The following is a 16,801-nucleotide window of genomic DNA, read 5'->3' as shown; positions in this document are numbered from 1 at the left end:
CCCTCACCCTCTTCGAGGTGCCCCACGGCCTCACCGGCTTCCTCGAGTACAGCACCGACCTCTTCGACGCTTCCTCCGTCCAGCGTCTGATGGGCCACTTCGCTGTCCTCCTCTCCTCCCTCGCCGCCCGGCCCGACGCACGCGTCTCCTCCTTGGAGATGCTCACCGCCTCCGAGCGGCAGCAGCTTCTCGTCGAGTGGAATGAGACGGACGTCGCCTTCCCTCGCGACACCTGCATCCACCACGTCGTCGCCCAGCAGGCCCGTAGTGCACCGGATGCCATCGCCGTGCGCATGGGCGAGCGAAGCGTCACCTACGCGGGCCTCGACGCTTGGGCCCACGGCCTTGCCCTCCAGCTGCACGCGGCCGGTGTCTCCCGTGGCGACCGCGTCGCCGTCCTCGCCGAGCGCTCCCCGGAGTTGGTGGCGGGCCTCCTGGCCGTCCTCAAAGTCGGCGCCGCCTACGTCCCCGTCTCTCCCGGCGTCCCTCCGGAGCGTCTGGCTTTCATGCTGGAGGACTCCGCTGCCTCCGTCCTCCTCACCCAGCACCACCTGCGTTCCTCACTGCCTTCGCTCTCCGCGCGCGTCCTCTCCCTGGAAGCCGCGGCAGCGGCAACGCGTCAGCCGCTACTGGTGGCTTCGGTGGGCCCGGAGGATTTGGCCTACGTCATCTACACCTCCGGTAGCACCGGCAAGCCCAAGGGCGTCGCCGTCCACCACCGCGCGTTGATGAACCTCGTCTCCTGGCACCAGCGCACCTATTCGCTGACGCCTGACGACTCCACCGCCCTCACCGCAGGCGTCGCCTTCGACGCCTCCACCTGGGAGGTGTGGCCTTCGCTCGCCTCCGGCGCCAGCCTCGTCGTCCCTCCAGACGCCGTGCGCGCGGAGCCCTCCCAACTGCTGCAGTGGATGGCCCGCGAAGCCATCACCACCTGCTTCATGCCGACGCCCCTGGCCGAGGCCGTCCTGCGCGAGGAATGGCCCCGCCCCATGGCCCTCCGGGCCCTGCTGACGGGTGGAGACGCCCTGCACCACGGCCCGCCCCCCTCGCTGCCCGCCACCCTCTTCAACCACTACGGCCCCACCGAGAGCACCGTCGTCGCTACCTTCACCCCTGTTGCGGCCTCTACGCGCGACGACGGCACGCGGCCTCCCATCGGCCGTCCCATCGCCAACACCCGCACCTACGTCCTCGACACCCACCTGCAGCCGGTGCCCATCGGCGTCCCCGGGGAGCTCTTCCTCGCCAGCGAAGGCCTCGCCTGGGGCTACCTTGGCCAGCCCGCCCTGAGTGCCGAGCGCTTCATCCCGCACCCCTTCTCCTCCTCCCCCGGTGCGCGCCTCTACCGCACCGGCGACGTCGTGCGCTGGCGGGCCGACGGCCAGCTGGACTACCTGCAGCGCCTCGACTTCCAGGTGAAGGTGCGCGGCTTCCGCATCGAGTTGGGCGAAATCGAAGCTTCCCTCCTCGCCCATGCCTCCGTGCATGAAGCCGTCGTCCTCGCCCGCGAGGACGTGCCCGGTGACAAGCGTCTGGTGGCGTACCTCGTGCCCTCCGCGGGCCAGCAGCTGGACACCGGCGTGGTGCGCGCCTCCCTCAAGGAGCGGCTGCCCGAGTACATGGTGCCCTCTGCCTTCCTCGTGCTGGACGCGCTGCCCCTCAACGCCAACGGCAAGGTGGACAGGAAGGCCCTGCCGGCGCCGCAGGGCACTGCGCTCGCCTCCACCTACGCCGCGCCGGAGACGGTCACCGAGGAGCAGCTCCAAGCCCTCTTCACGCAGGTGCTCCGCGTGGATCGCGTGGGGATCCACGATGACTTCTTTTCGCTCGGGGGCCACTCGCTGCTGGCCACCCAGCTCGTCTCCCGCGTGCGGGCCACCTTCCGGCGTGAGCTTCCCGTGCGCGCGCTGTTCGAGGCCCCCACCGTGGCCGGCCTTGCCCTGCGCATCGACGCCTCACGGACCTCCGCGGTGCAGGCCCCGCCGAGCATCCCCAGGGTGCGCGCTACCACGGCGCCGCTGTCCTTCGCGCAGCAGCGGCTGTGGTTCCTGGATCAGCTCACTCCGGGGGATGCGTCGTACAACATCTCCAGCGCGCTGAGCTTGAAGGGCCGGGTGGACGTGGAGTCCCTGCGCCGCGCCTTCGAGTCGCTAGTCCAGCGCCACGAGGCCCTGCGCACCACCTTCCGCGAGCACCAGGGCCAGGCCACCCAGTCCATCCATCCTCCGAGCGGATGGGCCCTGTCCCTGCATGACCTGTCCGCCCAGCCCGAAGCGCGGCGCGAAGCCGAAGCACGACGCCTGATCACCGAGGACGCCCGCCAGCCATTCCAGTTGGAGGAAGGGCCGCTCCTGCGCACCGCCCTCGTGCGGCTGGGAGCGGAAGACCACCTGTTGCTCGTGACGATGCACCACATCGTCTCGGACGGTTGGTCCATGGGGGTCCTCGTCCGCGAGCTGGTGGCCCTCTACGAGGCTTTCAGTACGGGCCGGAGCCCATCGCTCTCACCACTGCCCATGCAGTACGCGGACTTCGCGGCCTGGCAGCGACAGTGGCTCCAGGGCGAGACGTTGGAGGTGCACCTCGGGTACTGGAAGCAGCAGCTCGAGGGTGCGCCGGTCGCGCTGGATCTGCCCACGGATCGGCCGCGTCCGCCCGTGCAGTCGCACCGGGGCGCCAGGGTGGACGTGCGCATTCCCGCGGAGGTCGCCCACGCACTCAAGGCGCTGGCGGGGCGCGAGGGCGCTACGCCCTTCATGGTGCTGCTCGCGGCCTTCCAGGTGCTGCTGTCGCGTTACTCAGCCCAGGACGACGTCAGCGTGGGCACGCCCATCGCGGGCCGCACGCAAGCGGAGACCGAAGGCCTCATCGGCTTCTTCGTCAACACCCTCGTCCTGCGCGCCCACGTTGAGCCGAAGGCGACGTTCCGCCAACTGCTCGCCCAGGTGCGAGGCACGACGCTCACGGCCTACGAGCACCAGCACGTGCCCTTCGAGAAGCTGGTGGAAGCGCTCCAGCCCGTGCGGGACACAAGCCGCAGCCCGCTCTTCCAGGTGATGTTCGCCCTGCAGAACACGCCCACCGAGCCGCTCCAGCTCCCGGGCCTCTCCCTGCGGCCCCTGCCCCTGGAGGCCCACTTCGCGAAGTTCGATCTCACGCTCTCCCTGCAAGAGGTCCGGGAGGGGATGGTTGGCACGCTGGAATACGCGACGGACCTGTTCGACGCGGCGACCGTGCAGCGCATGGCCGGGCACTTCGGCGTGCTGGTGGAAGCCCTCGCGCAGAAGCCGGACACACGGCTGAGCGACCTGCCCCTGCTCACCGACGCCGAGCGCCAGCAAATCCTGATCGACTGGAATCCTCCCGCCTCGCAGACGCCGCACGAGCCCAGCATCTCCGCGATGGTGGAAGCCCAGGTGCGCCGCACTCCGGATGCGCTGGCTGTCATCACGCCCGAGCGGCAGCTGACGTACCGCGAGCTGGATGCGAAGGCGAACCAACTCGCCCACCGTCTGCGTGGCCTGGGCGTCGGCCCCGAAGTCCGCGTCGGCCTTTGCGTCGAGCGCACCGAGGATCTCGTCATCGGAGCCCTCGGCATCCTCAAGGCCGGTGGCGCCTACGTCCCGCTGGATCCCAGCTACCCGCGCGAGCGTCTGGGCTGGCTGCTGGAAGACGCGCAGGGCCCCGCTCTCGTCGCCCATTCGCATCTTCTGTCTGCACTGCCCGAAACGTCGGCCACGGCGGTGTGCCTCGACTCGGATGCGGAGTTGGCGAAGCAGCCCACCACCGCGCCCGAGGTGGACATCCACGCCAGGCACCTCGCCTACCTCATCTACACCTCTGGCAGCACCGGTCGCCCCAAGGGCGTCGCCATCTCCCATGGCAACGCTGTCTCCTTCCTCCACTGGGCCCTGGCGACGTTCACCCCGGAGGAGCTGAAGGGCACGCTCGCCGCGACGAGCCTCAACTTCGACCTCTCCGTCTTCGAACTCTTCGCCCCGTTGAGCAGTGGTGGTGCGGTGGTGGTGGCACGCAACGCCCTGCATCTGGCGGAGCTGCCCACCGCTTCCCACGTCACCCTCGTCAACACGGTGCCTTCCGCCATGGCGCAGCTGCTGCGCCTGAATGCGGTTCCTCCCACCGTGCGCGTCATCAACCTCGCGGGCGAAGCCCTGCCCGAGACGCTGGCCAGGCAGGTCTACGCCGTCCCCACGGTGCAGAAGCTCTACAACCTCTACGGGCCCTCCGAGGACACCACCTACTCCACCGCCTCTCTCGTTGGCCGCGACGAGGTGCCCCTTATCGGCAGGCCGCTGCCCGCGACGCGTGCCTACGTGCTGGATGCTTCATTGCAGCCGGTTCCCGTGGGCGTCGCGGGCGAGCTGTACCTCGCCGGTGAGGGCCAGGCGCGCGGCTACCTGCTGCGTCCGGAGCTCACCGCGGAGCGCTTCGTACCGGAGCCCTACGGCCCTCCAGGTGGCCGCATGTACCGCACGGGCGACCGCGTCCGCTACCGCGTGGATGGGCGGCTGGAGTACCTCGGCCGCATCGACTTCCAGGTGAAGGTGCGTGGCTTCCGCATCGAGCTGGGTGAAATTGAAGCGGCGCTCCGCCGCGCTCCAGGCCTCAAGGACGCCGTCGTCGTCGCCAAGGGTGAGGCCGCCGACAAGCGGCTGGTCGCCTACGTCACCGCTCGCGACGGCCACTCGCTGGATTCCGAAGCACTCAGGACCCACCTCCGGCAGCAGCTGCCCGAGTACATGGTCCCCTCCGCGCTCCTCGTCCTGGAGGCCTTGCCGCTCAACTCCAACGGCAAGGTGGATCGCAAGGCCCTGCCGGAGCCGGGAAACCTCGCGCGCTCGTCCGACTTCGTCGCGCCACGGAACGACACCGAGGAACAGCTGGCCGCCCTCTTCGCGGAAGTGCTGCGAGTGGAGCGCGTTGGCGTCCGGGACGACTTCTTCTCGCTGGGCGGCCACTCCCTGCTGGCCACCCAGCTCGTCTCGCGCGTGCGCTCCACCTTCGGCGTGGAGTTGCCGCTCCGCGTGTTCTTCGAAGCGCCCACGGTGGAGGCGCTCGCGACGAAGCTCGACGGCGCCCAGCGCTCCGAACATCGTCCACCGCCGCTGCGCGCCTCTTCGCACGAAGGCGCCCTGCCGCTGTCGTTCGCGCAGCAGCGGCTCTGGTTCCTGGATCAGCTCACGCCGGGTGACGCGTCGTACAACATCCCCACGGCGCTGCGCCTGACGGGCCGCGTGGATGCGGAGTCCCTGCGCCGCGCCTTCGAAGTACTGGTCGCCCGCCACGAATCCCTGCGCACCACCTTCCATGAGCACCAGGGCCAGGCCACCCAGCACATCCACGCGCCCGGCGCATGGACCCTGCCGCTCTTCGACGTGTCCGGCCTGCCGGAAGCGCAGCGCGAAGCCGAGGCCCAGCGCCACGTCGTGGAGGATGCCCGCCAGCCGTTCCACCTGGAACGGGGCCCGCTCCTGCGCACCGCCCTCGTGCGGCTCGCTGAGGAGGAGCACCTGCTGCTGGTGACGATGCACCACATCGTCTCCGACGGCTGGTCCATGGGCGTCCTCGTGCGCGAGCTCGTCACGTTCTACGCCGCCTTCACCCAGGGCGCCGCTCCGGCCCTCAGCCCCCTGCCCCTGCAGTACGCGGACTTCGCGGCATGGCAGCGCCAGTGGCTTCAGGGCGAGACGCTGGAGGCGCAACTCGGCTACTGGAAGCAGCAGCTCGCGGGAGCGCCCGCCGCGCTGGAGCTGCTGACGGACCATCCTCGGCCGTCCGTCCAATCCCATGCGGGCGCGGCCCTCTCCCTCCAGCTTGCGCCTGAAGCCTCCCAGGCCCTCAAGGCCCTGGCCCGGCGCGAGGGCGCCACGCCCTTCATGGTGCTGCTCGCGGGCTTCCAGCTCCTCTTGTCGCGCTACGCTGGCCAGGACGACGTCAGCGTGGGCACCCCCATCGCGGGCCGCACCCAGGCGGAGACCGAAGGCCTCATCGGCTTCTTCGTCAACACGCTCGTCCTTCGCGCGCACGTCGAGCCGAAGGCCACGTTCCGCCAGCTGCTCACCCAGGTGCGCGGCACGACGCTCGCGGCCTACGAGCACCAGCACCTTCCGTTCGAGAAGCTGGTGGAGGTCCTCCAGCCCGTGCGGGACGCAAGCCGCAGCCCGCTCTTCCAGGTGATGTTCGCCCTGCAGAACGCGCCCACCGGGGACCTGCGCGTCCCCGGCCTCACCTTCCAGCAGGTCGCCTCCGACGCGCGCTCCGCCAAGTTCGACCTCACCCTGACGCTGCAGGACTCACCGCAAGGGTTCACCGGCTGGCTGGAGTACAGCACCGCCCTCTTCGAGCGGAGCACCGTGGAGCGCATGGCCCACCATCTGCGCATGCTGCTGGAGGCCGTGGCCGCGAAGCCCGACCAGGCCCTGTCCCAGCTGCCGCTGCTCTCCCGTGAGGAGCGCCAGCGCATCCTCGTGGACTGGAACGACACCGGGGCCGTGAGCCCCATGGACATCCCCGTCCACGTCCACTTCTCCCAGCAGGCCCGGCGCACGCCCGACGCGGTGGCCCTGGTCCTGGGCGATGCGACGCTGACGTACGCCCGGCTCGAAGCCCGCGCAAACCAGCTGGCCCATCACCTGGGCGCGCTGGGCATCGTTCCCGGCGCGCGCGTCGGGCTCGCGGTCGAGCGTTCATTCGAGATGGTGATCGCCCTGCTCGCCATCCTCAAGGCGGGCGCGGCCTTCGTCCCCGTGGACCGCAATGCCCCGGTGGAACGCATCGCGATGCTGCTGGAGGACGCCGACGTCGGCGTGGTGCTCACGCATCAACCCTTCGCCTCCAAGCTGCCCGCCTCCGGCACCCGCGTGTGGCTGGACGCGCAGCAGGACGTCCTGACCACGCTGCCCACGCACGCGCCCGATGTCCGCGTGGACGGGGAGTCGCTCGCCTACGTGATGTTCACGTCGGGCTCCACCGGCCGGCCCAAGGGCGTCAGCGTGCCCCACCGGGGCATCACCCGCCTGGTGCTCGGCAGCACCTTCATGCGCTTCGGGCCCGACGAGGTGTGGCTGCAGGTCGCGCCCATCGCCTTCGACGCGTCCACCCTGGAGCTCTGGGGCGCGCTGCTGCACGGCGCGAAGCTCGTCCTCCCTCCGGCCCACACCCTGTCGCTGGAAGAGCTGGCCGGGCAGCTGCGCCGTCACCGCGTGACGGCGATGTTCATCACGACCGCCCTCTTCGAGCAGATGGCCCTCCACCAGGGCGAGGCCCTCGCGGAGGTGCGCCAGGTCCTCACGGGCGGGGACGTGATGCCCTGGTCGCGGCTGCGAGACCACCTCCCGCGGCTCGCCGATGGCACGACGCTGATTCATGCCTACGGTCCGACGGAGAACACGACCTTCTCCACCACGCTGACGTTGTACCGCGACACGCGCGTGGAGGGCCCCGTCTCCATTGGCCGGCCCATCCCGAACGCCACGGCCTACGTGTTCGATGCGAACCTGCACCCCGTGCCCGTGGGTGTCGCGGGCGAGGTGTACGTGGGAGGCCCCGGGCTCGCGTGGGGCTATCTCCACCGCCCCGAGCTGACCGCGGAGCGCTTCGTGCCCCACCCCTTCGCCTCCACGCCGGGCGAGCGCCTCTACCGCACGGGTGACAAGGCCCGCTGGCTGGAGGACGGCACGCTCGACTTCCTGGGCCGGGTCGACTTCCAGGTGAAGGTGCGTGGCTTCCGCATCGAGCTGGGGGAAATCGAATCCGCCCTGCGCGCCTTCCCGGGCGTCAACGAAGCCGTCGTCGTGGCGCGGGGCGCGGACGCGGACAAGCGCCTCATCGGCTACGTCACCGCGCACGAAGGGCACCCGTTGGACATGGAGGCGCTGCGGGTCCACCTGCGGCAGCGGCTTCCCGAGTACATGGTGCCTGCGTCGCTCCTGGTGCTGGAGGCCCTGCCGCTCAACGCCAACGGCAAGGTGGACCGCAAGGCCCTGCCCGAGCCCACCGACGCACCGCGCGCATCCGCCTTCGTCGCGCCGCGCACCGCGACCGAGGAGAAGCTCTCGGCCCTCTTCGCCGAAGTCCTCCGCGTGGAGCGGGTCGGCATCCGGGACGACTTCTTCGCGCTGGGAGGTCACTCCCTGCTGGCAACCCAGCTCGTCTCGCGCGTGCGGGCCGGGTTCGGCGTCGAATTGCCGCTGCGGGCCCTGTTCGAAGCGCCCACCGTCGAAGCCCTCGCACCGAAGCTGGAGGGGACGCCGTCCGCCGCGCTCCGTCCGCCGCCGCTGCGGCCCGCGTCACGCGAGGGAGCCATCCCGCTCTCCTTCGCCCAGCAGCGGCTCTGGCTGCTGGATCAGCTCCAGCCCGGGGATGCGTCGTACAACATCCCCACGGCGCTGCGGCTGACAGGCCAAGTGGACGTGGAGTCCCTGCGCCGCGCCTTCGAAGCACTGATCACCCGCCACGAGTCCCTGCGCACCACGCTCGCCGCGTCACACGAGGCGCCGTCGCAGCGCGTCCAGGACTCGGCGGCGTGGGAGTTGCCCGTCGTCGACCTGGCCGCGCTGCCGCGGGAGCAGCGCGAGGAGGAAGCCCAGCGCGTCGTGGCCACGGAGGCCCGTCGCCCGTTCCACCTGGCCACGGGGCCGCTGCTGCGCGGGATCCTGGTGCGGCTGGCAGCGGAGGAGCACCTGCTGCTGGTGACCATGCACCACGTCGTCTCCGACGGCTGGTCCATGGGGGTCCTCGTCCGCGAGGTCGCGGCCTTCTACGAGGCCTTCACCACGGGAAGCACGCCGGCCCTCGCGCCCCTGCCCGTGCAGTACGCGGACTTCGCGACGTGGCAGCGCAACTGGCTCCAGGGAGAAGTCCTGGAGGCACAGCTCGATTACTGGAAGCAGCGGTTGGCCGGAGCCCCCGCCGCGCTGGAGCTGCCCACGGACCGCCCGCGGCCGCCCGTGCAGTCCCACCGTGGCGCCACGGTGGACGTGCGGGTCCCCGCCAGCATCGCGGAGGCCCTCAAGGCCCTGGCCCAGCGTGAAGGCGCGACGCCCTTCATGGTGTTCCTCGCCGCGTTCCAGGTGCTGTTGTCGCGCTACTCCGCGCAGGACGACATCAGCGTGGGTTCGCCCATCGCGGGCCGTACCCAGGCGGAGACCGAAGGCCTCATCGGCTTCTTCGTCAACACGCTCGTCCTGCGCACCCAGTTGAACCCGCGCGCGACGTTCCGTGAGTTGCTTGGCCAGGTGCGCGGCACGACGCTCGCGGCCTACGAGCACCAGCACCTGCCCTTCGAGAAGCTCGTCGAGGCGGTGCAGCCCACGCGTGACCTGAGCCGCAATCCGCTGTTCCAGGCGATGTTCGTCCTGCAGAACATGCCGGGCGAGGTGCTGCGCCTGCCGGGGCTGTCCATGCAGACGCTGCCGCTGGAGACCCACTTCGCGAAGTTCGATCTCTCCCTGGGTCTGCGGGAAGCCCCCACGGGCATGATGGGCACGCTGGAGTACGCGACGGACCTGTTCGACGCGGCGACCGTGCAGCGCATGGCCGGCCACTTCGGAGTGTTGCTGGAGGCCATCGCGCAGAAGCCCGACACGCGGCTGAGCGATCTGCCGCTGCTCACTGAAGCCGAGCGCCAGCAACTCCTCGTCGAGTGGAACCCGGCTGTCACTGAAAGCCAGCGTGAGCCCAGCATCCCCGCGACGGTGGAGGCCCAGGTGCGCCGCACACCGGATGCGCTGGCTGTCATCACGCCGGAACGGCAGCTGACCTACCGCGAGGTCGATGCGAAGGCGAACCAACTCGCCCATCGTCTGCGTGGCCTGGGCGTCGGGCCCGAGGTTCGCGTGGGACTGTGCGTTGAACGCACCGAGGATCTCGTCATCGGAGCCCTCGGCATTCTCAAGGCCGGTGGCGCCTACGTGCCGCTGGATCCCAGCTACCCGCGCGAGCGCCTGGGCTGGCTGCTGGAAGACGCGCAGGGTCCCGCCCTTGTCGCCCACTCGCACCTGCTGGCCGCGCTGCCAGAAACGTCGGCCACAGCGGTGTGCCTCGATTCGGATGCGGAGCTGGCAAAGCAACCCGCCACGGCGCCCGAGGTGGACATCCATCCGGGCCACCTCGCCTACCTCATCTACACGTCCGGCAGCACCGGCCGTCCCAAGGGCGTTGCCATCTCCCATGGCAACGCCGTCTCCTTCCTCCACTGGGCCCTGGCGACATTCACCCCGGAGGAACTGAAGGGCACCCTCGCCGCGACCAGCCTCAACTTCGACCTCTCCGTCTTCGAGCTCTTCGCGCCACTCTCCAGTGGCGGCGCGGTCGTGGTGGCACGCAACGCTCTGCACCTGGCGGAGCTGCCCACTGCTTCCCACGTCACCCTCGTCAACACGGTGCCCTCCGCCATGGCGCAGCTGCTGCGTTTGGGCGCCGTGCCTCCAGGAGTGCGAGTCATCAACCTCGCGGGCGAAGCCCTGCCGGAGACGCTGGCCAAGCAGGTCTACGCCATCCCCACGGTGCAGAAGCTCTACAACCTGTACGGACCTTCCGAGGACACCACCTACTCCACGGCCTCTCTCGTCGGCCGTGACGAGGTGCCCCTCATTGGACGTCCGCTCCCTGCGACGCGCGCCTACGTGCTGGACGCTTCGTTGCAGCCGGTGCCCGTGGGCGTCGCCGGTGAGTTGTACCTCGCGGGCGAAGGCCAGGCGCGCGGCTACCTGCTGCGGCCGGAGCTCACCGCGGAGCGCTTCGTGCCCGAGCCGTACGGCCCTCCAGGTGGCCGCATGTACCGCACGGGGGACCGCGTCCGTTATCGCGTGGACGGGCGCCTGGAGTACCTCGGCCGCATCGACTTCCAGGTGAAGGTGCGTGGCTTCCGCATCGAGCTGGGTGAAATCGAAGCGGCGCTTCGCCGCGCTCCGGGACTCAAGGACGCTGTCGTCGTCGCCAGGGGCGAAGCCGCAGATAAGCGGCTGGTCGCCTACGTCGCACCCAAGGCGGATGCCTCGCTGGAGGCGGAAGCCCTCAAGGCGCAGCTGCGTCAGGGGCTCCCTGAGTACATGGTGCCCTCCACCTTCGTGGTGATGGACGCCCTGCCTCTCAACTCCAACGGCAAGGTGGACCGCAAGGCCCTGCCGGAGCCGGAGGCGCCACAGTCAGGCAGCACCTACGAGGCACCTCGCACGGAGACGGAGGCGAAGCTGGCATCCATCTGGGCGGAGGTCCTCCGTCTGCCGCAGGTAGGCGTGAAGGACTCCTTCTTCGAACTGGGTGGTCACTCCCTGCTGGCCACCCAGGTGGTTTCGCGCGTGCGCGCGGAACTTGGGGTGGAGCTGCCGCTGCGTGCCCTCTTCGAGTCCTCCACCGTGGAAGCCCTGGCGGGACGCCTGCAAGGGAGCACGAGCACGCATGCGCCGAAGCTCACCCGTGCCACGCACGAGGGCCCACTGCAGCTGTCCTTCGCGCAGCAGCGGCTCTGGCTCCTGGATCAGCTCCAGCCGGAGGACGCGTCCTACAACCTCCCGGCGGCGCTCCAGCTCTCCGGGCGCGTGGACGTGGAGGCCCTGCGTCGCGCCTTCGAGGCGCTCGTCGCCCGTCACGAAGCCTTGCGCACCACCTTCCACGAACATCAGGGTCAGCCCACACAGCGGGTCCATGCTCCGGCGGGATGGACGCTGCCGCTCACGGACCTCTCCTCCCTGCCCGAGGATCAGCGCGAGACCGAGGCCCGGAAGCTGGCCAACGAGGAAGCCCGGCGCCCCTTCCGACTCGCCACGGGCCCCCTGCTGCGCAGTGCACTGGTGCGACTGCGTGAGGACTCACACCTGCTGCTGGTAACGATGCATCACATCGTCTCCGACGGCTGGTCCATGGGCGTCCTCGTCCGCGAACTCATCTCGCTGTACGCCGCCTTCCATGACGGCAAGGAGCCCGGTCTCACGCCGCTGCCCGTGCAGTACGCGGACTTCGCGGCCTGGCAGCGGAACTGGCTCCAGGGTGAGGCGCTGGACGCGCAGATCGAATATTGGAAGCAGCAGCTCTCCGGAGCACCCGCCGCGCTGGAGCTGCCCACGGACCATCCACGCCCGCCCGTGCAGTCGCACCGGGGCGCGACGGTGGAGGTGCGCATTCCCTCGGAGGTCTCTCACGCGCTCAAGGCGTTGGCTGGACGCGAGGGCGCGACGCCCTTCATGGTGCTGCTCGCGGCGTTCCAGGTGCTGCTCTCACGCTACTCCGCGCAAGACGACGTCAGCGTGGGTTCGCCCATCGCGGGCCGCACCCAGGCGGAGACCGAGGGCCTCATCGGCTTCTTCGTCAACACGCTCGTCCTGCGCGCCCAGCTGAACCCGCGCGCGACATTCCGTGAGCTGCTCGCCCAGGTGCGCGGCACGACGTTCGCGGCCTACGACCACCAGCACCTGCCCTTCGAGAAGCTCGTCGAAGCCGTGCAGCCCACGCGGGACCTGAGCCGCAGTCCTCTCTTCCAGGCCATGTTCGTCCTGCAGAACACGCCCACCGAGGCGCTGCGTCTGCCCGGCCTGTCATTCCAGGGCCTGCCGCTGCAAGCCCACTTCGCCAAGTTCGACCTCTCGCTGGCCCTGCAGGAGGTTCAAACGGGACTGGTCGGTTCGTTGGAGTACGCGACGGACCTGTTCGACGCGGCGACCGTGCAGCGCATGGCCGGCCACTTCGGTGTGTTGCTGGAGGCCATTGCGAACAAGCCGGACACGCGGCTGAGCGATCTGCCCCTGCTCACCGACGCCGAGCGCCAGCAACTCCTCGTCGAGTGGAACCCGGCTGTCACTGAAAGCCAGCGTGAGCCCAGCATTCCCGCGATGGTGGAAGCCCAGGTGCGCCGCACACCGGATGCACTGGCTGTCATCACGCCCGAGCGGCAGCTGACGTACCGCGAGGTGGACGCGAAGGCGAACCAGCTCGCCCACCGTCTGCGTGGCCTGGGCGTCGGCCCCGAAGTCCGCGTCGGCCTTTGCGTCGAGCGCACCGAGGACCTCGTCATCGGAGCCCTCGGCATCCTCAAGGCCGGTGGCGCGTATGTGCCACTGGACCCCAGCTACCCGCGTGAGCGCTTGGGCTGGTTGCTGGAAGACGCCCAGGGCCCCGCCCTCGTCGCCCACTCACATCTTCTGTCTGCACTGCCCGAAACATCGGCCACGGCGGTGTGCATCGACTCGGATGCGGAGCTGGCGAAGCAGCCCACCACGGCGCCCGAGGTGGACATCCATCCGGGCCACCTCGCCTACCTCATCTACACGTCCGGCAGCACCGGCCGTCCCAAGGGCGTCGCCATCTCCCACGGCAACGCCGTCTCCTTCCTCCATTGGGCTTTGGAGACGTTCACCCCGGAGGAGCTGAAGGGCACGCTCGCCGCGACGAGCCTCAATTTCGACCTCTCTGTCTTCGAACTCTTCGCCCCGTTGAGCAGTGGTGGTGCGGTCGTGGTGGCACGCAATGCGCTGCATCTGGCGGAGCTGCCCACCGCTTCCCACGTCACCCTCGTCAACACGGTGCCTTCCGCCATGGCGCAGCTGCTGCGCTTGGGCGCCGTGCCTCCAGGAGTGCGCGTCATCAACCTCGCGGGTGAGGCCCTGCCCGAGACACTGGCGAAGCAGGTCTACGCCGTCCCCACGGTGCAGAAGCTCTACAACCTGTACGGACCTTCCGAGGACACCACCTACTCCACGGCCTCTCTCGTCGGCCGTGACGAGGTGCCCCTCATTGGACGTCCTCTGCCCGCGACGCGCGCCTACGTGCTGGACGCTTCGTTGCAGCCGGTTCCCGTGGGCGTCGCGGGCGAGCTGTACCTCGCGGGTGAAGGCCAGGCGCGCGGCTACCTGCTGCGGCCGGAGCTCACCGCGGAGCGCTTCGTGCCCGAGCCGTACGGTCCTCCAGGTGGCCGCATGTACCGCACGGGAGACCGCGTCCGTTACCGCGTGGATGGGCGGCTGGAGTACCTCGGCCGCATCGACTTCCAGGTGAAGGTGCGTGGCTTCCGCATCGAGCTGGGTGAAATCGAAGCGGCTCTCCGGCGCGTTCCAGGCCTCAAGGACGCCGTCGTCGTCGCGAAGGGCGAAGCCGCCGACAAGCGGCTGGTCGCCTACGTCACCGCGCGCGAAGGCCACTCGCTGGACTCCGAGTCACTCAAGGCCCACCTCCGGCAGCAGCTGCCCGAGTACATAGTGCCTTCTGCCCTTCTCGTCCTGGAGGCCCTGCCCCTCAACTCCAACGGCAAGGTGGACCGCAAGGCCCTGCCTGAACCCGACGCCCACGCCGTCGAGGCCAGGGACTTCGTCGCTCCCCGCGACGCACTTGAGATGCAGCTCGCCCGCATCTGGGAGGACGTGCTCGGAGTCCGCTCCGTCGGCGTTCGCTCCAGCTTCTTCGAACTCGGCGGACACTCCCTGCTCGCCGTGCGCATGCTCGCCTCCATCCGCGAGCGCCTCGGCCTCAGCCTTCCGCTCTCCGTCCTCTTCCAGCAGCCCACCGTCGAACAACTCGCGCGGGTGCTCCGCGACGACGCCCAGGTCTGGACGCCCCTCGTGCCGCTGGAGCATGGAGAGCCCGGCCAGCGACCCCTCTTCCTCGTCCATCCCGGCGGCGGCAACGTCCTCGCCTACTCGGAGCTGGCGCGCAGGTTGGGGCCCTCGCTGCCCGTCTACGGCCTCCAGTCGCGCGGCCTCGACGGACGCCCCGTCGCCGAATCCATCGAGGAGATGGCGGACCTCTACGTCGAAGCGATCCGCTCCGTGCAGCCGCGGGGCCCCTACCAGTTGGGAGGCTGGTCCCTCGGTGGCGTCATCGCCTACGAGATGGCCCGCAGGCTGCGCGACTCCGGCGAAACGGTGGACCTGCTCGCGCTCATCGACGCCCATGTGCCCGGCCTCACGCAGCCTTCCGGAGCGGACGCGCACTTCTCCTCCGAGGCCCGAGTGAGGATCGCCTTCGCCCAGACCACCGCCACCGCCTTTGGCCAGGAGCTCTCTCTCTCCGCCGAAGCGCTGGCACAGGGCGACGACGACGCGATGCTGGATCATCTGCTGCGGGAAGGGCTCCGGGCGCACATCCTCGACGAGCACTCCGGTCCCGCCCAGCTGCGCGCCCTCTTCCGGGTCTTCCAGGCCAACCTCTTCGCGCAGGAGAAGTACGTGCCCCGGCCGTTCGACGGCGCTGCCCTGCTGCTGAGCGCCAGCGAGGCCCCCACCGGGCTCCCGCGTCACCGAGGATGGGAGCCCCTGGTGCGTGGCGGTCTGGAGGTGCACACCGTCACCGGCAGCCACCATGAGCTGCTACAGGATCCACACCTCGGGTTCATCGTGGAGCGACTGCGTGTACTCCTCGCACATACGTCGGGCCGCGAGTCCCAAGCACCCACGGGAAGTTGAGCTCCCGCTCCCCCGCGCCTGATCCGTCAGGCGCGGGGATCCGCCTCCCGGATTCGTTGAGGGCCCCAGATCCCTGGAAGCCTCCGAGCCCTTGGCGTTGTTCCTGGGTCGGGCGGGGCTCCAACGTCGGAGCCTCCTCGTAGGATGAGGCCTGTAAACACGAGGATTTATTGAATCCCCGGGGTGCAGGGTCGCCCTCATGACACGTCACGTCGTCGCGGAATATTGTAACCACCGCGAATCGCCCAACGCCGCGCTTCACCCAGGAGCGCGGCGCGCAACGGCACCCCAGCATCAGCAGCAGATTTGAGCTCACGCGAGCGCCACCGCCCCGGGTGTCGCTCGCGTTGGCGTCCCCGAGCGCGGAGTACACGAGATGAGCAACGAGCTGTCGAAGCGGATCGCCAACCTCTCACCGGAGAAGCGCGCCGAGTTGCTCAAGAAGATGGCCGCGCAGAAGGCCACCGCGGGCAACTCCGTGCAGGGCCTCATCCCGGTGCAGGACCGCTCGCGCCCGTTGCCGCTGTCCTTCGCCCAGCAGCGCCTGTGGTTCATTGATCAGCTACAGCCCGGCAGCCCTCTCTACAACGTGCCCATGGCGGTGCGCGTGGAGGGCGCGCTGGACGTGGACGTGCTGGAGCGCGCGCTGCGCGAAGTGGTGCGCCGTCACGAAGTGCTCCGCACCACCTTCCGCGAGGACGCCTCCGGGCCCGTGCAGGTGGTGTCGCCGGAGCCCGTGCTCACCCTGGAGCGCAGGGAGCTCACGGGCTCATCGCCGGAGGAGGCGTGGCGGCTGGCGCGTGAAGCCGCGGCCCAGCCCTTCCATCTCGCGAAGGGTCCGCTGTTGCGCGCCCTGCTGCTGACGTCGGCGCCGGGAGAGCACCTGCTCGTCGTGGTGGTGCACCACATCGTCTCCGACGGCTGGTCCATGACGCTGCTGGTGCGCGAGGTGGCGCTGCTCTACGGCGCCTTCGCGCGAGGCCAGCCTGCGCCGCTGCCGCCCCTGGGCGTGCAGTACGCGGACTTCGGCGTCTGGCAGCGCGACTGGCTGCAGGGCCCGCGGCTGGAGAAGCAACTCGACTACTGGAAGCAGCAGCTGGCCGGGGTGCCCTCCGCGCTGGAGTTGCCCACCGACTTCCCGCGTCCCGCCATTCGCGACGGCCGGGGGGCTCGGCATGACGTGCTGCTGCCCCGCGAGTTGACGGACGCACTCAAGGCCCTGGCGCAGCAGGATGGCGCCTCCCTCTACATGGCCCTGCTGACGGGCTGGCAGCTGCTGATGGCCCGCTACTCCGGCCAGGAGGACGTCACCGTCGGCTCTCCCATGGCGGGCCGCACGCGTGGAGAGGTGGAAGGCCTCATCGGCCTCTTCGTCAACGCCCAGG

Annotated in this window: 2 protein-coding genes; both read left to right on the top strand. The window is 69.8% G+C overall.

Annotation, left to right across the window (positions count from 1 at the left end):
- Positions 1–15,416: non-ribosomal peptide synthase/polyketide synthase (locus tag AABA78_RS38625; protein ID WP_370469510.1), on the top strand; the 15,416-nt coding region annotated here is incomplete at its 5' end.
- 376 nt (positions 15,417–15,792) lie between these two features.
- On the top strand, positions 15,793–16,801 hold a 1,009-nt coding region (locus AABA78_RS38620; protein ID WP_338270549.1), incomplete at its 3' end, for a condensation domain-containing protein.

It is taken from the genome of Corallococcus caeni (genome assembly GCF_036245865.1).
Taxonomy (GTDB): domain Bacteria; phylum Myxococcota; class Myxococcia; order Myxococcales; family Myxococcaceae; genus Corallococcus; species Corallococcus caeni.
The sequence above is the reverse complement of the archived record's forward strand: the minus strand, read 5'-3'. Positions and strand labels throughout refer to the sequence as shown.